This window comes from Algoriphagus taiwanensis (genome assembly GCF_036245645.1).
Taxonomy (GTDB): Bacteria; Bacteroidota; Bacteroidia; order Cytophagales; family Cyclobacteriaceae; genus Algoriphagus; species Algoriphagus taiwanensis.
On record NZ_BTPE01000019.1, the window covers coordinates 1 to 17,832 of the forward strand.

Consider the following 17,832-nt stretch of genomic DNA (forward strand, 5'->3'; position numbering starts at 1 on the left):
TTGCCAAAATGGGTAGTTCTTGTTTGGTGAAACTTGAAGATAAATGTCTTTTAATTGGATTTTCAATTTTATCAGAATAACCTAACATTCGCATCCATTGAAGCATTTTCCCATGCTCTACCGACTGACCGGTATATTTCTTCCAAATCTCAACTTTTGAGTAATTCCCCGACAGATACTCTTTGATCATTTCTTCCCGTTCAGCCCAACTCAGAGATCCTATTCCTCTTGTTTTTTGTTCTTTTTGTCGTTTCATAGTAGTTTACTTTGTGTAAACTCAATTCAGGACAAGTCAATGGGAGCAAGGAAGTCTGGAAGCAGGGGGAGCATGGAGGTAGGGAAGTATTGTCCGATGTCGGATGACCGAAGTCCGATGAAGGGACAAGTGTCGTACCTCGTAAATCGGAAATAGTTTAGGGAGTATGGGAGCAGGGAAGTCAGGAAGTAATTTTGACACCAAGGACTGAGGTTCCTCAGAGTGTCGTAAATCGTACCTCGTAAATCGTAAATAAAGAAGAGTTTACTTTCCCTTCAATTGTTCCAAAAGGTATTCCGCAGTGGCCTCGATCAGGCCTCCATGCCCAACGGGAAGGACGACTGTTTGAATCTGAGGGATTTTGGAGCTGAATTTTTTCAGGTTGTCTTCTGTGATCATTTGGTCAAACTCACCCAGGAAAAGGGAAACGGGGGTTTTGAGTTTTCTGGCTGATTGGATGATTTGTCCAAGCCGGGGTTGGAGACCTCCCGTTATTTTCCATGTAAAATACATTTGGGCTCTCTGAGACCGGGTCCCCATTTGGGTCTGAAAAAACTTCTTCAGACTGGATTGAATCAACCCTACAGAGCCAAGACCTTCCATAATTCTGAACAAACCTTGGGGTTTGAAGACCACCTGCTTCATTATAGGATGAAAGGAGTCGGGGTAATTGCTCATGCTGTACCAAAGGCCGGTTTTGATGCCGTCAGGAGCAAGCAGAGTCAGGCTGAGTACATTTGTGGAAAACAGTTCATAGGTAATCAGGGAAATTTTCCCTCCCATACTGTAACCTACCAGGTGGAAATCCGTGAAGTTCAAATGGTTTTGTAAACCACCAATCAATTCCAACCAATTTTTCCTGTCCATCGATTTCCCGGAGTCTTTCCAGGTGCTTCTGCCATGGTAAAAAGCATCGATAAAGATGAAGCGCTGATTTTTCTTCCGGATTTTCTCAAAAGGAAGCATGTCCCGATGAGTCTGCCCAAAGCCATGAAAAAGTAACGTGACTTCCTGTCCCTTACCGATTTCCCGGTAGGCTAGATTTCCCAAGCTGTGTTTGAAATAGTCCAAGGGTGAAAAATTTTATTTTAAAGGTAAGAAATGCGTCGCTCATATGAGCTGTGATAATTTCTAAATTGAAATTTAATTCTGAAATAGTATAGAAATGTTAAATAAAATTCTATTTACCCTTCATTCTGATAGATTGAAAAGTTAAAAATTTTTTAAAAAAACTTCGGAAACCTCGAACCAATTGAAAGTTTCCATAGTTTTGCACTCAAATTCTAAAGCATTTGGAGACACGAAAAAAAATATTGGAGGTAGCTCGGGATCAGTTTTCCCGCTATGGTGTGCGGACAGTGACTATGGAGGAAATAGCCCGAATGGTGGGAATTTCTAAAAAGACGATCTATCAGGAGTTTTTGGACAAAAAAGACTTGGTGACAGAGGTCTTCAAAGAGATTCTTGAGGAAGACCGAAAAAAAATGGTTCATATTCTTGAGCAGGAAGACGGAGTCATTGACCATTTGGTGAAAATGTCCCAAATGATGCGTGAGCGACTATCCAGTATCAATCCCATGGTCATTATGGAAATCCAAAAGTATTTTCCTGAGGCTTGGAAAATGTTTGAAGAATTCAAGCAGCAGGCTATAAAAGCCGACTTGATCAATGTCATGGAAAAAGGCAAGCGTTTGGGGTATTTCCGCGAGGAAATTGACACCAGCATCCTTGCTAAAGTCCGGATGGATCAGATCACTTCTGCTTTTGATCCGGCAAATTTTGCCAACCCCGAGTACAATTTTGTAGAGGAGCAATTGGTGCTGATGGATCATTTTCTACACGGGATATTTACCGAAAAGGGCCGCTTGGCCTATCATTCCCAAAAAGCATTTCAAAATTGAAAACAAACCTACCTATGAAAAAATACCTTTTTGCAATCCTGGCAATTTTCCTTGGTCATTCAGGATTGAAGGCTCAAGAAATAGCAGAACTCACTTTGAATGATGCTATCCTTTATGCCATCGAAAACAATGTCAATACAAAAAATGCCCGCTTGGAAATGTTGATTTCCAAGGCTACGGTTAAAGAAACCACGGCCACAGGTCTTCCTCAGATCAATGGGTCGTTTAATCTGGATTACAATCCGCAGATTCCTGTGGTGTTCCTTCCCAACGAACCGCCTTTTGGAGATCCGACTATTCCCAGTGATGTGATTCCGGCTCGATTTGGTGTTAGCTATTCTTCCGGATTGGGGATCAATTTCTCTCAGATGATTTTCGACGGGTCCTTCTTTGTTGGTTTACGTGCTGCACAGACCTTGAAGCAACTCACGGAGTACGATTTGACCAAAACCGAAAATGACGTCATCGAAAATGTCAAAAAGGCCTATTTCGGAGTTTTGGTCAATGAAGTGAGAATCCGATTGGCTGAGGCCAACTTGGCCAGAACAGACACTTTGCTAAAAGAGACTAAAGCTCTCAACGAGGCTGGATTTGCAGAGAAAATCGATGTGTCAAGAATTCAGGTGCAAAGAAACAACACCTTCACTCAACTGGAGCGTGCCAAAACCTCCTGGCAGGTGAGCAAAGAGCTGCTCAAGCTTCAGATGGGCTTGCCTACGGAATACGAAATCACAGTCACAGAAAATCTGTCTGAATTAAACCCTCAGGAAGAATTGATGCGCCTGCTAGTTGAAGAAGGGCAAAGCCGAATAGAGCTTGACCAATTGAACACGCAACTGGAACTCACCCAACTCGATCTGAAAAACAATACAGTCCAATACATGCCAACCATTGATTTTGTGGGAAATATCCGCAGATCAGGTGCGGGAAATGAATTGAACACGGTTTTCGATGGGGTTAACTGGTTTGGAAGCTCCCTTATCGGAGTCAGCATGAACATCCCGATTTTTGACGGATTGTCCAAGTCTGCCCGAATCCAGAAAAATCGGGTGCAGATCAATCAGCTCGAAAACCAGCGGGTTTTCCTCAATGAAAGTTTTAAAAATGAAATTCTTACTGCTCGTTTTAATCTGAAAAATGACCTGAATATCCTGGAAGTACAGACTGCCAACCTGCAGCTTGCAAAGGAAGTCTACGACATTGCCCGGATCAAATATCAGGAGGGCGTCGGTTCCAACCTGGAATTGGTACAGGCTGACTCAGACCTGATCGAAGCTGAATTTAATTATCTGTCCGCCCTTTACGACGGATTGATTTCTAAAGTAAATCTTGAAAAAGCCCTGGGCCTACTGAAGGCCGATTTGACTAACTAAACCAACACTTTCCCTCTCCAAAATTTCTCAAATCTTATGAAATACTTTCCCCAACTTTTAAGCTTGGCTGCAGCAGTTCTGCTGACCGTTTCCTGTGCCCAGGATGACTTGACAGCCAAAAAAGAAAAGCTTGAGTCTTTGAAAGGAGACTTGGCTAAGATCAATACCGAAATCAAGGCGCTGGAAGCTGAGATTTCAGACTTGGATCCGGAGTATGCGGAGCAAAACAAAAAGTCCATTTTGATCACCACTGCGGCTGCACGTAAGGGTGAATTCACCCACTTCGTGGAAGTGACAGGTTCTGTTCTTTCCAAAAAGAACGTGAATATCAGTGCTGAAACTGCCGGACGCGTAATGGAAGTGCCTGCCATCGAAGGGATGCGGGTCAATAGAGGACAGATCTTGGCGATTATCGATTCAGAAATGATTGAGCGTAATATCGCTGAAATGGAAAATTCTCTGGAATTGGCCAAAACTATCTTTGAAAAGCAGGCAAGACTCTGGGAACAAAAGATCGGTACCGAAATCCAATACCTCGAAGCCAAAAACAGAAAAGAAGGATTGGAGAAAAGTCTGGCTTCTCTCAAAACCCAGTTGGATAAAGCCTACGTCCGCGCTCCATTCAGCGGAACCATCGAATCCGTTCAGGTGAGATTGGGTGAGTTGGTTCAGCCGGGAATGCCCATGTTCCAGTTTGTAGGAGACAGTGATTTGTTTATCGAATCTGATGTATCCGAATCCTATGTAGGCGTTTTGGCCAAAGGAGATTCGGTAGAAGTATCTTTCCCATCCCTGAAGAAAAACCTGACCACCAAGGTGTCTGCTGTCGGAGCGATTATTAATCCCAACAACAGAACCTTCAAAGTGGAGGTCTTCTTGCCCAATATGGCCGACCTGAAGCCGAATATGATTGCAGTCCTGAAAATTCAGGATTACAAAAACGAGGACTCTGTGATCGTACCTTCTCACTTGATTTTGTCAGATAACAGAGGAGATTATGTCTTCATCGTTGAAAACGAAACTGCAAAGAAGAGATATGTGAAAAGAGGACTCAGCTTCGACGCCGAAACAGAAATTGTGGATGGCCTTGCCGGCACGGAGACTTTGGTTGACAAAGGTTTCCGAGAAGTAGGAGATAATTTCAGTGTCAATATTGCCCAACTCTAAGCCATGACAGACTCTAAAAAACCAAGCACCATCCGGGAATTTGGATTGTCCAGCTTCAGTGTGGACAATGCTACTTCCGTGGTGATTTTAACCTTGATCATTACCGTCTTGGGATTAGGTGCATACCGGACCATGCCCAAGGAGAGCTTTCCCGAGATCGTCATCCCTACAGTTTATGTAGGTACTCCCTATCCGGGCAACTCGCCCGTGGATATGGAAAACCTGATCACCAGACCGATTGAAAAAGAGCTGAAGTCACTCAATAATGTGAAGGATATCCGCTCCACTTCGGTACAGGATTTTTCTTCCATTGTGATCGAATTCAACCCCGGAGTGGAAATCTCCAAGGCGATTCAGGATGTTAAGGACGCAGTAGATAAGTCCAAAAGTGAGCTTCCTACGGATTTGGACCAAGATCCTAATGTGTTGGAAATCAACACTTCAGATTTTCCAATCATGAATGTGAATATCTCCGGTCCTTATTCCGAGCAAGAGCTCAAGAAGTTTGGGGAGTATTTGGAAGATGCGATTGAGAAGCTCCCTGAGATTTCCAAAGCAGACCTTGCAGGCACAATCGAGAGGGAGATTCAGATCAATGTAGATCCTTACAAAATGGAGGCAGTGGGAGTAAGCTTTGGGGATATTTCCGGGGCTATTCAAGCCGAGAATATCACCATTTCCGGAGGTAATATCCGAAACGGAGATTTTGAGCGAACCGTCCGGGTCGATGGGGAATTCTCAGATCCCTTGGAATTGCTGGATATTATCGTAAAGACCGATCAGCAAAAGATCGTCTATCTCCGCGATGTGGCTGAGGTGAAGGATACCTTCAAAGACAGAACCACCTATGCCCGAAGCAAAAATCTCCCCGTAGTCACCATCAATGTGACCAAGCGGAGCGGTGAAAACCTACTAGACGCGGCGGATAAGATCAAAGAGATCATCAAAACCACGCAAAAGAATCGATTCCCGAGAGATCTCGAAATCACCATTACCAACGATCAGAGTAAGCAGACACGGACTCAGGTCAGTGATCTGGAAAACTCCATCATTTTCGGGATTATTCTGGTAGTCTTGGTCTTGATGTTTTTCATGGGCTTCCGAAACTCTCTTTTTGTGGGTTCGGCGATCCCGCTTTCCATGTTTATTTCCTTCCTGATTCTGAATGCATTCGGGATTACCCTGAATCTTATGGTGTTGTTTTCCCTGATTCTAGCCCTCGGGATGCTCGTGGACAACGGGATCGTGGTCGTGGAAAATATTTACCGACTGATGCAGGAAGGCAAGCCTATCATGAGAGCTGCCAAAGAAGGGGTAGGAGAAGTGGCTTGGCCAATCATCACCTCTACAGCTACCACCCTTGCGGCATTTCTTCCCTTGGCTTTCTGGGAAGATATCGTGGGTGAATTCATGAAGTTTCTTCCGATCACACTGATCATTGTCTTGTCCTCATCCCTGTTTGTGGCCTTAGTGATCAATCCGGTAATGACCTCCCTGTTTATGAAGGTGGAGGATGTGACTAAGGATAAGCCAAAGAAAAAGTTCTTGGTAGTAGCCTTGATTTTTGTGGTTGTAGCTGCCATTTTCTATCTCTTGGGAGTGACTGCTTTGGGTTCATTGGCTATGGTGGCTGCTTTGCTTACCCTCTTCAATGTGTATGTGCTTCGCGGTGCGATTCGATGGTTTCAGACGGTCTTTTTGGTCAAGTTGGAAAATGCCTACGAGGCGACCTTGAGCTATGCTTTACACGGCAAAAAGCCCTATATCGTATTTTCAGGGACATTTGGTCTATTGATCTTCTCTCTGGTACTGTTGGGGATCCGCTCTCCAAAAATCCTTTTCTTTCCCGACAATCAGCCCCAATTGGTCAATGTATTCGTGGAGTTTCCGATAGGAACAGACATTGAATACACCAATGCCTTTGTGGACAAGATGGAAGATGAAATGATGGTGGCTTTGGAACCTTACAACGGCATCATTGAATCTGTAATTTCTCAAGTAGGTGAAGGAACAGGTGACCCCACCGAAGGGCCAAGTCAGCAAGCTACACCTCACAAGGCCAAAATCACGATCGGATTTGTGGACTACATCGACCGACAAGGGATTGATACCAACGGTGCAATGGAGAAAATCCGTGATTTGGTTGAAAAATATCCTGGTGTTTTGATCACTGTGGACAAGCAGAGAAATGGTCCTCCGGTAGGAAAAGCGGTGAATATTGAATTCGTTGGAGAAGACTACGAGCAGTTGATTGCCTATGTGGAAAAAACCAAGGACTACCTTGAGTCCAATAATATTCCAGGCCTTGAAGAATTGAAAACGGACCTTTCTACAGGTAGTCCTGAATTGATTGTGCAGGTAGACAGGGAAAAAGCAAGAAGGTTTGGTTTGTCCACTTCCACCATTGCAACTGAGCTGCGAACCTCCCTTTTCGGATTGGAAGTGTCCAAATACAAAGAAGGGGAGGATGATTATCCCATCCAGCTGCGTCTGGATGAAGAATACAGGTACGATATCAACACCTTGGTCAATAAGAAAATTGGCTTCAGAGATAAATTTGGCGACAAAAGAGAAGTTCCTATCTCGGCAGTGGCGGATTTCCAATACAGCTCAACTTATGGGTCTGTGAAAAGAAAGGATTTGGAAAAGGCCATCACCATGTTCTCCAACGTGCTTGATGGATATAACCCAACAGAAATCAACGCTCAGATTAAGGTGTTGATGGAAAATTTTGAAGTGCCAGACGGAATCACGGTGAAGTTTACCGGTGAGCAGGAAGAGCAGGCTAAATCTCAGGCCTTCCTACTTCGAGCTTTGGCAATTGCAGTTTCCTTGATCTTCCTCATCATTGTCGCCCAGTTCAACTCGGTAATCAGTCCGTTTATCATCATGACTTCGGTTTTGTTCAGTACAATCGGTGTATTCTTGGGCTTGGTGATTTTCAATATGGACTTTGTGGTGATCATGACCGGAATCGGGATTATTTCCCTTGCCGGGGTAGTGGTGAATAATGCCATCGTACTGATTGACTATACCAATCTGGTCCGAAGCCGAAAAAGAGAGGAAAAAGGAATTCTTCCGGATGAGTTTTTGGACTACGAGGATCTATTGGGAAGTATCATCGAATCGGGTAAAACCCGTCTTCGTCCTGTATTGCTGACAGCGATCACGACCGTCCTGGGCTTGATTCCTTTGGCCATTGGGATGAATATCAATTTCAGCACCCTGTTGAGCGATTTTGATCCACAGTTCTATGTGGGAGGTGATAATGCAGCCTTCTGGGGCCCTATGGCCTGGACAGTAATATTTGGGTTAACCTTTGCTACCCTCATTACGTTAGTGATCGTACCAGTCATGTATTTGCTGGCAGACAAACTCGCAATGAGGCTGCGCAAGATCAAAGCATGATTGATTAAGGTTGGTGGTTTTTTTTGATAAAACCTCCGGAATGATGTTCCGGGGGTTTTTGCTTTTTTAAGCCGGGGTTAGGTATGGATTTTGTAATTTTGAAATCCCAAATAGAACTAGTAGAGATGCAAGAAATGAAATGGTATGTGATGTACACGGCATCACGGTCTGAGAAGAAAGTAGCAGATCGATTGAGAGAGCGCGGTTGGGAAGTGTACCTGCCTATCGTAGAGGAGCTTCGCCAATGGTCCGACCGGAAAAAGAAAGTACAGCGAGCACTTTTTAATGGATATGTCTTTGTGAAAACTTCTAGAAATCAGCTTTGGGAATGCCTTCAGGTGCCCGGAGCGGTGAAATTTGTTCACTTTTCAGGACAGCATGCTACCGTCAGGGAAGAAGAAATAGAGCTAATCCAACGCGTAGTCACTACCGGTGTAGCCGTGGAAACTGATGGCTCGGAGATCGAGCCGGGAGAAAAAGTCAAAGTCATGGGTGGTCCTCTTCAGGATATGATCGGAGAATGTATCGAAAAGGGCAACAAAGATTACTTTATGATCCGAATCCCGGGAATTTATCAGAACATGCTGATCAGCATTCCCCGCAAATTTCTCCAAGTCATCGAATCACAGAAAGTTTAATGGATTGATTAATCCTGGCTTCTGGGTACAAAGTATCTTCTGAATACTATTTGTGCTTGGAACAGGTGGTCTCCGAAGCGGTTAAATCCCACATTTCCATCCAGATTATCCGAAAAAGTCCAAAGCATGGTGCCTTCGCCGGCTATATCGGAATAAGGACCGATTCGGTAGCTCAAGCCTGCCCGTACAGGGACATAGCCTGTAGTGATATTGCTGGAAATAGGAGTTTCTTCAGGGCTGAAGGACTTAGTTTGCTTGGTATTAACCTGCATGATTCCCAATCCCACTCCTCCGTAAAGATTAAATTGCGTACGGTGCATATGATTGGTAAAGGGAATCAGATAAAAACTGGGCATGATGTCAAAAAAGTAAGCAGGCCCTTTGGCAGTGTAGGAAGAGTTTGAAAAAAACCAGGCATCTGTCACTGCAGTACTTGGATTTCCCCCACTGCTGATCCATTGAACTCCTGCGGTGGTTCTCAGCTCGATATTCTGGGCCATTTTTTTTGTCAAAGCCACAGAAATAGCCGGTTTGATGGCAAAGTTGAAACTTCTGTATTGTCCACCGTTGTCCAAATAGGCAAAGGAAGGACCTAGCCCAACGGTCAAAATATTGTCTCTGGAAATTCTTTCTTTATAAAAGCTTTGGGCAAAGGTCAGGCTCGAGACACCGAACATAAAAATAAGGAGGATCAATCGATAGAAAGAGTACATAAAGTAATAGACTGATAATGTGTTGGTTTGGATTTTCGCTCAGGTTCAACAAATGTGCCAAAGCGGGTTTTATCAGATGGATAAAATACTATTCTCCATCAAAGGCTTTTTGGATATCGGCTTCCGTGGTGCGCAGTTTTTCTCTGCAAATTTTCACCAAAGATGCGGCTTCTTTCACTAAATCTGACAGCTCATCAACGGTTTTATTTCCTTCTTCCAGTTGGGAAAGGATCATTTCCAGTCGCTGCATGGCTTGGGTATAGCTGGTCTCAGTCATTTTTGGTCTCGATTTCGGTGATGGTACTTTTTATTTTATGCTGAAGGGAGTAGGTAATCATTTCTGCTCCCAGTTCTGGTGTGCTGAGGTGAATAGGCTTTCCCTTCGATTCTGAACGGGTATAGCCTCTTTTTAGTATAGATTGGGGATCGAGTTGACGGAGTTGGAGCTCGATTTTAGACAAATTCTCGTTTTGGGACTGAAGAAAAGTGCCGGATGCTTTTCTCAGAGTTTTTTCCAGATTATCCAGGGCCAAGGATTGGATTTTGCAAAGGTTTTTTCCCGCTTGGGTGATTCGGTTGTTCAGAGTTTGAACTTTTTGGGATTCCAAAATCAGCCGATTCCCAGCTAATGACTTGGTACTTAGACTGTATTGATGAATCCTGTTTTCTTCCTCCCGAAGTGTAATTCTTGTAGCCCGGTCAAGGCGCTGAAGTAGTATTCCCAAATTTTCCTCAAACTCCCTAAAGCCTGAAAGCAGAAACTCAGCCACTGCGGTAGGGGTTTTCAAGCGGGTATGGGCAACCAAATCGGCGACAGTTTCATCCCGCTCATGGCCTATTCCGGTGAATACAGGCAATGGAAAATTGGCGATTTCTGCTGCCAGCCGATATTCATCAAAGCAATCCAAATCCAATTGGGCACCACCACCCCGGATAATGATCACCGCATCCAAATCCAGTTTTTCTGACTCCTCTTTTACTCTGTTTAGCGCCTGAACCAGACTGTTTACTGCCTCATTGCCCTGCATCTGTGAGGGGAAAAGGCGGTGATAAATGTGGTATCCGTAGGGGTTGTTTTGAATCTGATTAATGAAATCTCCATATCCTGCGGCGGTAGGACTGGAAATCACCGCAATCTTTTGAACAACCGCAGGCAATTCAAACCTTCCGTTGAGTCGGAGCAATCCTTCCCTTGTGAGTCGGTCGATGGTTTCCTGCCTCAGCCTCGCTCTTTCTCCCAGAGAAAAGGAGGGGTCAATGTCCTTGACATTGATGCTTAATCCATAGACCGGATGGTAGGTAACCGCCACCTGAGCGAGGACTTTCATCCCGTTTTTCAGAGAAGTGCCCGTTGCAGATTCAAACTTGGCTGCTACATTTCGGTAGGTAAATTGCCAGAGATTGGCCCGAATCTTTGCCTGAATCTGATTGCCTTGCTTTTCGACCAATTCAAAATAGACGTGCCCTTGCGGTGCCTGTCTGAAATCTGCCAGCTCCCCAACCACCCAATACAGGGGCTCCAAAGAAGATTCAAGGGTGTACCGAATCTGCTCAGTCAGTTGAGAAACAGACAGATGACTCATTTTAGATTATTTTGGAAAGACTTGCTTGATCTTATTGCTCAGTTCCAAGCTCGCTCTCAGCATCGGAAGCCTAACTTGATCACTTTGGATGATTCCCTGATGCAAAAGCAGGTTTTTGATCCCCACTGGATTTCCTTCTTGGTACATCAATCCGTTGATTTTAAGGAGAGAAAAAGCAGCTTTTAGGGCTTCCTCCTCAGTCCCATGGGTTAGATGCTTGAAGGTCTGCGGGAGGGCATTGGCTAATACAGAGATCACTCCACTTCCTCCGATGCTTTGAATTGCCTTGGTCAACAGATCATCACCTGAAAGTAAGAGGAAGTCCTTAGGCATTTGGGAGGCTATCTGCATGCACTGTTCCAGATTTCCGCTTGCCTCTTTCATGCCTATGATATTGGGATGATGAGAAAGTGCCAAGGTAGTCTCAGCGCTCATATTGGACATGGTCCTGCCGGGAATATTATAAAGCATAACCGGCACCGGAGAAGCATTTGCGATGGCAGTGTAGTGAGCAATAATTCCTTCCTGGGTAGGTTTATTGTAGTAGGGACTCACGGAGAGTAAGCCGGCTATGCCGTAAAAATCCGTGTTTTTGATCTCATTGACCACGGCATGGGTGTTGTTACCGCCGATACCCAGCATCACAGGCACTCTTCCCTGATTGTATTGGAGACAGGCTTTGATAACCTCTTTTTTCTCAGATGATGTCAAAGTTGCCGCTTCTCCTGTGGTACCCAAAACGACCAGATAATCCACTCCTCCGGAGATCACATGGTCAATAAGCCTTTGGAGACTTTCGAAGTCAATAGAATAATCGTCTAAGAAAGGGGTGACCAAAGCCACTCCGGTACCTTTGAATGCGTTCATGGAAAGAATTTAATTTAGGGTGCAAAGATACAGCCTTAGGCGGGTTTTATGCCCCGCTCAAAGAAAAAAACGGGTTTAGTGCGTTTAAAGCTGGATTTTGGAGAATGCTATATCTTTTCAAAATAGCATTTACCCCTCTACCATCTTCAAAAACTCCTCCTCTGAAATGAGGGGAATTCCCAGCTTTTGAGCTTTTTCTTTTTTGCTAGGGCCCATTTCTTCTCCCTCAATAATAAAGTCCAAGTTTTTGGAAACGGAGGAAATGTATTGCCCGCCGTGTGCCTGAACAAAGTCCACGATCTCGTCCCGCTTGAAGTTTTGCAGTTTGCCTGAAGCCAAAATCCGCTTTCCGGCCAGTGCATTTCCCAAAACCTTTTCCTCCCGCTGCTCGATCTCGAATTTCAGTCCATTGGCTTTAAGTCTGGAGATATGGTCCAAATTTTCCTGCTGAGCAAAAAACTCCCGGATGCTGGTCACCAAAGTTTCTCCCACACCATTGATCTCCAGCAATTGCTCATCACTAGCTTCCTGAAGCTTTTCGATGCTTCCAAAGTGCTTGGCCAATAGTGCGGCGGTATTTTCTCCGATATTCCGAATCCCCAAAGCAAAGAGCACCTTTTCAAATGGCTGTTCTTTAGACTTGAAAATCCCCTCCATCATATTGGAAATGACTCCTTCCTGAAAGGTATTGGCCTTCAGTTTTTTGATTCTTTCCTGAATCTCAGAAGGCAAGTCCAAGTCCAATTCCAGCAAAATCATATGAACTGTACCATGCTTTTTGCTGGCTTCTAGAATTTGTTCGAAGGAAACTCTTCTGCCCAGAAATATTTCCAAAACTACCGCCACAGGTACGTAGTCTTCCACCTTCATGAGATCGGCATGCTGGTCCAGATTCTGAAGTAGATAGTCAATCATGCCCACATTGGAAGGGACTTTTTTCTTCCAAGCCCGAATCTGCCCCTGAAATCCTCTGAGTTGCTCCCTGAGTGTTAGATGAGCTGTTTCTGCCAGAAAATCCTGAATCTGCTTGAAGGAAATCCCTTCTGTCAAAGCAAAAAGGGCCTTTTCCAAAGAAATATAAAGCAGTCCAGTAGCTTCACGCTCGTATTGATCCTGACTCATTTCGAGTCCGAGAAGTTCACTTTGCTTTTGCTCCAAATCATAGATGTCCGCATAGCTCCGGATAAAGCCCTGGTCAATCAGCGCTCGGATTCGCTCGGTACCCATGGAGTCGATATCCATGGCTCTCTTGCTGACGAAATGCTCGATTTTTCCCAAGACCTGAGGGGGGCAAGTTTGGGAGTTGGGGCAGTAATGCTTGGCTTCCCCTTCTTTTCTGATCAATTCAGTGCCACACTCCGGGCAATGCTCGATGTAGTGGATTGGTGGGGCTCCTGCCTTCCTTCGGGAGGTATTCACACCTGTGATTTTTGGGATGATTTCTCCTCCTTTCTCTACAAAGACAAAATCCCGCTCATGGATGCCCAAGCGAAGAATTTCATTGGCATTGTGGAGGGAAGCTCGCTTGACCGTGGTGCCGGCGAGCTGCACGGGTGCCAGATTGGCTACAGGGGTAATCGCTCCTGTTCTGCCGACCTGATAGGTGATCGAAAGTAATTCCGTCTCAGCGCTCTCAGCCTTGTATTTATACGCGATTGCCCAACGGGGATTTTTGGCGGTAAATCCCAATTCCTCCCGCTGATCGTAGTCATTGATTTTCAGGACCACCCCATCGGTATCGAGTGGGAGTGAGAAACGTTTTTCTCTCCACTCCTCGATGTAGTCCAAAACCTGATCGATGTCCTTGGCTTTTTTGTAAGTAGGGGAGACATTGAATCCCCAGCTTTCGATCAAGTGGATGGCTTCATCATGCTTGGAAACTCCGATATTTTCTCCCAAAAGCTGATAGAAATAGCAGTTTAACCTGCGCTTGGCCACTACTCCGCTGTCCTGCATTTTGAGGGTTCCGGAAGCTGCATTTCGGGGATTGGCGAGTAGGGCTTCCCCTTTTTGCTCCCGTTCGGCATTGATTTTTTCAAATTCTTTGATCGGGAGAAAAATCTCTCCTCTCACCTCAAATTTTACCGGGACATTCGCTGCTTTGATGGAAAGGGGGATATTCCGGATGGTTTTCACATTGGCCGTAACATCGTCACCTTTGGTGCCGTCTCCTCGGGTCACTGCTCGGGCAAGTTGGCCGTTCTCATACACGAGAGAAATAGCCACTCCGTCAAACTTCATCTCGCAGAAATACTCATAGTTTGGATGACCCAGACCTTTGATTACCCGCTCATCAAAGGCGCTGAGCTCCTCGACTGTGTAGGTATTTCCTAGGGAAAGCATCCTGTATTCATGCTCCACGGTCTGAAATTCCTTGGTAATCGTACCGCCAACCCGCTGACTGGGGCTATCCGACTTCAATAGATCCGGAAACTGCGTTTCCAATCGAACCAACTCCTCAAGCAATTGATCGAATTCAAAGTCTGAGATTTCGATCCGGCTTTCCTGATAGTAAAGGTGATTGTGGTGGTTGATTTCTTTGGTGAGTTGGGCGATCCGATGTGCAGCTTCTGCGTGAGTCATGAGTAAAAACTTAAGAAGGGTAAAAGTAAAAGGATTGGGGGAAGTTTGGAAGAGGAAAGTGTGGGAGTTGGAAGCAAGGAAGTCGGGAAGTCGGGGAGAAGGGGAGTCAGGAAGTCGGGGAGAAGGGGAGTCAGGAAGTTGGGGAGTTTGGGAGAAGGGGAGTAAGGAAGTTGGGGAGCAAGGAAGTATGGGAGTCTGGGAGAAGGGGAGTAAGGGAGTAAGGAAGTTGTGGAGGCAAGGAAGATTAGTAAGTTTCAAAGTTGTAAGGCCGGAAAGTATGGGGGCAGAAGACGGAAGGCGGAAATATTGTCGAATGTCCGATGAGTAAAGAGGAGAAACGGGAGTTTAAAGTAAGGAGATAAGAACTGAAGATCCTGTTGATGGCGTAATTCGTAAATCGTACTTCGTAAATAAAAATGTCGTAATTCGCAGGCTGATGCTGAGAGTAGTCTTGGTATTAAAATTCTTAAAACTTAGGAAATGAGTAAAAAGAGCTCGGTTGAGGGTAAAATTCTGGATGCTGCCTATCACCTTTTTTTGCAAAAAGGCTATCGGCACACCACTATGGATGATATAGCAGCAGAATTGGGCATGAGTAAAAAGACCCTCTACAAATACTACGATGGCAAATTGGAGTTGCTTTCCGCTTCTTTTGAAATCCTGAAAACCAAGCTTACTGCCAAGGTCGAAGCCATCTTGGATAACAGTTACATTTCTTTTCCTCTGAAGCTCAAGTCATCTCTTACCGTCGTAGCTACGCATTTGGCTCCAATCAATCCCGAATTGTTTGAGGATTTGAGGGAGTTCGCTCCTGAGATTTGGGAGGATTTGACCTCCTATATCAACGAGTCGGCTTACCTGAGATTTGCCAAATTGATCGAGCAGGGAATCTCCCAAGGTCTGGTGAATCCCCGAATCAACATCAGCTTGGTAGTTCTGCTGTATGCGGCGGCTGTTCAGAGTCTTTTGGATCCTAAATTTTACTCCCAGTTTCCTGAAGCCATGCAAAAAGGGATCAAAATTCCTCCCTCCGATATTTATGATCAGGCCATCAGCATCATTTACAATGGGATTTTGACAGAAGAAGCCCGGAGTGAATTTCAAAATGCCTGAGCCCTCCTTCATCTGATTTTCCTATCTTTGACCACGATTTTAGAGGGCTTAGCGTAGTCCACTCCGGTCTTCAGTCTTCTGTCTTCCATCTATTTCACCCATGAGCAATAAACAATTCAAAAGATACACGATTACCTCGGCCTTGCCCTATGCCAATGGACCTCTACATATTGGTCATTTGGCAGGTTGCTATGTGCCTTCGGACATTTATGTGCGCTACCTAAGATCCCAAGGAAGGGATGTAGCTTACATTTGCGGTTCGGATGAGCACGGGGTGGCTATCACCATCAAAGCCCAAAAGGAAGGTAAAACTCCCCAAGAAGTAGTAGACCATTACCATGGGATGATGAAAAAGGCCTTCCAGGACTTTGGGATCAGCTTTGACCATTATTCCCGTACCTCCGCTAAGGTCCACCATGAGACTTCTCAGGAGTTTTTTATGGATTTGTACCAAAAAGGGGAATTTCTCGAGCAAACCACCGAGCAATACTACGACGAGGAGGCCAAGCAGTTTTTGGCGGACCGATACATTGAGGGAACTTGCCCCAAATGCGGTAATCCCAATGCCTATGGGGATCAGTGTGAAAAGTGCGGAACCTCCCTTTCGCCCACCGACCTGATCAATCCTAAAAGCAAGCTGAGCGGAAATACTCCTGTGCTGAAAGAAACCAAGCACTGGTTTCTGGATTTGGCGAGGTATCAGAGTTTCCTGAAAAAATGGATTCTCGAAGAGCATGGTGAGGACTGGAAAAACAACGTGTTGGGCCAATGCCGATCCTGGCTGGAAGCTGGAGATGGCCTGCAGGCTCGATCCATGACCCGGGATTTGGACTGGGGGATCAAAGTGCCTCTGCAGGATGCTGAAGGAAAAGTGCTTTATGTATGGTTTGATGCGCCGATCGGCTACATTTCTTCCACCAAAGAATGGGCGGCAGAAAAAGGCATCGATTGGGAACCCTACTGGAAAGATCAGGAAACCAAGCTGGTGCATTTTATCGGCAAGGACAACATTGTATTTCACTGCATCATTTTCCCTGCGATTCTGAAGACGCATGGAGGCTATGTGCTTCCGGATAATGTCCCTGCCAACGAGTTTTTGAATTTGGAGGGAGACAAGATCTCCACTTCCCGAAACTGGGCCGTTTGGTTGCATGAGTATCTGGAAGAGTTTCCGGGTAAGCAGGATGTGCTTCGCTACGTGCTTACTGCCAATGCACCTGAGACCAAGGACAACGACTTTACCTGGAAGGACTTTCAGGGTAGAAACAACAGTGAATTGGTTGCGATCTATGGGAACTTCGTGAATCGAGCTGTGGTACTGAATCAGAAGTTTTTCCAGGGAATCGTGCCGGAGCGGGGTGAACTGAGAGGAATCGATCAGGAAGTATTGAAGGAGTTGGCGGAGTTTCCTGCCAAAATCGAAGCTTCCATAGAGCGTTATCGCTTCCGGGAAGCCTTGAGTTTGGTGATGGATTTGGCCAGAATGGGTAATAAATACCTGGCAGATACCGAGCCTTGGAAGGAAATCAAAACCGATGAAGCCCGCACCAAAACCATCCTGAATATCGCCTTGAATATTGCGGCCAATCTGGCCATAGTATCCGAACCTTTCCTGCCATTCACTGCCCAGAAGTTATTTGACTTATTTGGAATCGAAAAAGGCAACTGGTCTGAGGCCGGGAATGGAGAATTGATTCGAGCCAACCGGGCCTTGGGTCCAATGGGTCTTTTGTTTGAAAAGATCGAAGACGAAACTGTAGAAAAACAAGTACAAAAATTATTAGACGCCAAAAAGATGAATGAAGCTGCGAATGCCCCTGTGACCCCGATGAAGGAGATCATTTCCTATGATGACTTTGCCAAGTTGGATATGCGTGTGGTGACCGTTTTGGAAGCTGAGCCCATGCCCAAATCCAAGAAATTGCTGAAGCTGAAAGTGGATACCGGCTTGGGTCACCGTACAGTCTTGAGTGGAGTAGCAGAGCATTTTACTCCTGAGTTTTTGGTAGGAAAGCAAGTGACCATGCTGATCAACTTGGCTCCACGGAAAATGATGGGAATCGACTCAGAAGGAATGATTTTGATGGCCGAGGACAAAGACGGCAAGCTGAAGCTTTTGGTGCCTCATGAGGGCACAGCGAGTGGATCGACGATTTCTTGAGTATCAAGATAAATGTATCAAGTATCAAGATATTAGAATCAAGAGACAAGAAGCTAGAATCGAGAGCCT

General features: G+C 45.3%; 15 protein-coding genes. 8 read left to right on the plus strand and 7 right to left on the minus strand.

Features of this window, described 5'->3' with window-relative positions:
- A partial coding sequence (locus tag AAA938_RS18575; protein ID WP_338230273.1) for a hypothetical protein occupies window positions 1–256 on the minus strand: 256 nt, incomplete at its 3' end.
- Window positions 257–520: 264 nt separating this feature from the next.
- Window positions 521–1,327 (minus strand): alpha/beta fold hydrolase, encoded by an 807-nt coding sequence (locus tag AAA938_RS18580; protein ID WP_338230274.1) that lies wholly within the window; start codon window positions 1,325–1,327, stop codon window positions 521–523.
- Window positions 1,328–1,548: 221 nt separating this feature from the next.
- Here AAA938_RS18580 and AAA938_RS18585 point away from each other — a divergent pair, with 221 nt between their 5' ends.
- The 5 genes from AAA938_RS18585 (at window position 1,549) to AAA938_RS18605 (ending at window position 8,743) form a co-directional block, all read left to right on the plus strand.
- Window positions 1,549–2,157, plus strand: coding sequence for a TetR/AcrR family transcriptional regulator (locus AAA938_RS18585; protein ID WP_338230275.1), 609 nt, complete (start codon window positions 1,549–1,551; stop codon window positions 2,155–2,157).
- A gap of 14 nt (window positions 2,158–2,171) precedes the next feature.
- Complete coding sequence (locus tag AAA938_RS18590; RefSeq protein ID WP_338230276.1) at window positions 2,172–3,530, plus strand: TolC family protein; 1,359 nt, start codon at window positions 2,172–2,174, stop codon at window positions 3,528–3,530.
- 36 nt (window positions 3,531–3,566) lie between these two features.
- Window positions 3,567–4,697, plus strand: coding sequence for an efflux RND transporter periplasmic adaptor subunit (locus AAA938_RS18595; RefSeq protein WP_338230277.1), 1,131 nt, complete (start codon window positions 3,567–3,569; stop codon window positions 4,695–4,697).
- A gap of 3 nt (window positions 4,698–4,700) precedes the next feature.
- Window positions 4,701–8,105 (plus strand): efflux RND transporter permease subunit, encoded by a 3,405-nt coding sequence (locus tag AAA938_RS18600; RefSeq protein ID WP_338230278.1) that lies wholly within the window; start codon window positions 4,701–4,703, stop codon window positions 8,103–8,105.
- Window positions 8,106–8,230: 125 nt separating this feature from the next.
- Window positions 8,231–8,743, plus strand: a complete 513-nt coding sequence (locus tag AAA938_RS18605; RefSeq protein WP_338230317.1) for a UpxY family transcription antiterminator — start codon at window positions 8,231–8,233, stop codon at window positions 8,741–8,743.
- A gap of 8 nt (window positions 8,744–8,751) precedes the next feature.
- Here AAA938_RS18605 and AAA938_RS18610 read toward each other — a convergent pair whose 3' ends face one another.
- The 5 genes from AAA938_RS18610 to ligA form a co-directional block, all read right to left on the minus strand.
- Window positions 8,752–9,456, minus strand: a complete 705-nt coding sequence (locus AAA938_RS18610; protein WP_338230279.1) for a hypothetical protein — start codon at window positions 9,454–9,456, stop codon at window positions 8,752–8,754.
- 88 nt (window positions 9,457–9,544) lie between these two features.
- On the minus strand, window positions 9,545–9,733 hold the full coding sequence (gene xseB / locus AAA938_RS18615) for an exodeoxyribonuclease VII small subunit (protein WP_338230280.1): 189 nt from the start codon (window positions 9,731–9,733) through the stop codon (window positions 9,545–9,547).
- Window positions 9,726–11,039, minus strand: a complete 1,314-nt coding sequence (gene xseA / locus AAA938_RS18620) for an exodeoxyribonuclease VII large subunit (RefSeq protein ID WP_338230281.1) — start codon at window positions 11,037–11,039, stop codon at window positions 9,726–9,728. The genes xseB and xseA overlap by 8 nt, the downstream gene beginning before the upstream one ends.
- Before the next feature lie 6 nt (window positions 11,040–11,045).
- Window positions 11,046–11,906, minus strand: a complete 861-nt coding sequence (gene dapA / locus AAA938_RS18625) for a 4-hydroxy-tetrahydrodipicolinate synthase (RefSeq protein ID WP_338230282.1) — start codon at window positions 11,904–11,906, stop codon at window positions 11,046–11,048.
- Between the two features lie 129 nt (window positions 11,907–12,035).
- Complete coding sequence (ligA, locus tag AAA938_RS18630; RefSeq protein ID WP_338230283.1) at window positions 12,036–14,489, minus strand: NAD-dependent DNA ligase LigA; 2,454 nt, start codon at window positions 14,487–14,489, stop codon at window positions 12,036–12,038.
- Between ligA and AAA938_RS18635 the strand changes: the two genes are divergently transcribed.
- The 3 genes from AAA938_RS18635 to metG all read left to right on the plus strand — a co-directional run bounded on the left by AAA938_RS18635 (window position 14,488) and on the right by metG (window position 17,763).
- Window positions 14,488–14,817, plus strand: coding sequence for a hypothetical protein (locus AAA938_RS18635; protein ID WP_338230284.1), 330 nt, complete (start codon window positions 14,488–14,490; stop codon window positions 14,815–14,817). The genes ligA and AAA938_RS18635 overlap by 2 nt on opposite strands.
- Before the next feature lie 152 nt (window positions 14,818–14,969).
- The gene (locus tag AAA938_RS18640) at window positions 14,970–15,602 is read left to right on the plus strand and encodes a TetR/AcrR family transcriptional regulator (protein ID WP_338230285.1); all 633 of its coding nucleotides are present in this window, start codon (window positions 14,970–14,972) and stop codon (window positions 15,600–15,602) included.
- A 100-nt stretch (window positions 15,603–15,702) separates the two neighbouring features.
- Window positions 15,703–17,763 (plus strand): methionine--tRNA ligase, encoded by a 2,061-nt coding sequence (gene metG, locus AAA938_RS18645; protein ID WP_338230286.1) that lies wholly within the window; start codon window positions 15,703–15,705, stop codon window positions 17,761–17,763.
- Window positions 17,764–17,832 lie beyond the last annotated feature (69 nt).

Bases quoted from the DNA above. Each gene is read 5' to 3' on its own strand.
- AAA938_RS18610 (WP_338230279.1), bottom strand. From the start codon at position 9,456: ATGTACTCTTTCTATCGATTGATCCTCCTTATTTTTATGTTCGGTGTC.
- dapA (WP_338230282.1), bottom strand. From the start codon at position 11,906: ATGAACGCATTCAAAGGTACCGGAGTGGCTTTGGTCACCCCTTTCTTA.
- xseB (WP_338230280.1), bottom strand. From the start codon at position 9,733: ATGACTGAGACCAGCTATACCCAAGCCATGCAGCGACTGGAAATGATC.
- xseA (WP_338230281.1), bottom strand. From the start codon at position 11,039: ATGAGTCATCTGTCTGTTTCTCAACTGACTGAGCAGATTCGGTACACC.
- AAA938_RS18605 (WP_338230317.1), top strand. From the start codon at position 8,231: ATGCAAGAAATGAAATGGTATGTGATGTACACGGCATCACGGTCTGAG.
- metG (WP_338230286.1), top strand. From the start codon at position 15,703: ATGAGCAATAAACAATTCAAAAGATACACGATTACCTCGGCCTTGCCC.
- AAA938_RS18590 (WP_338230276.1), top strand. From the start codon at position 2,172: ATGAAAAAATACCTTTTTGCAATCCTGGCAATTTTCCTTGGTCATTCA.
- ligA (WP_338230283.1), bottom strand. From the start codon at position 14,489: ATGACTCACGCAGAAGCTGCACATCGGATCGCCCAACTCACCAAAGAA.
- AAA938_RS18635 (WP_338230284.1), top strand. From the start codon at position 14,488: ATGAGTAAAAACTTAAGAAGGGTAAAAGTAAAAGGATTGGGGGAAGTT.
- AAA938_RS18640 (WP_338230285.1), top strand. From the start codon at position 14,970: ATGAGTAAAAAGAGCTCGGTTGAGGGTAAAATTCTGGATGCTGCCTAT.
- AAA938_RS18600 (WP_338230278.1), top strand. From the start codon at position 4,701: ATGACAGACTCTAAAAAACCAAGCACCATCCGGGAATTTGGATTGTCC.
- AAA938_RS18595 (WP_338230277.1), top strand. From the start codon at position 3,567: ATGAAATACTTTCCCCAACTTTTAAGCTTGGCTGCAGCAGTTCTGCTG.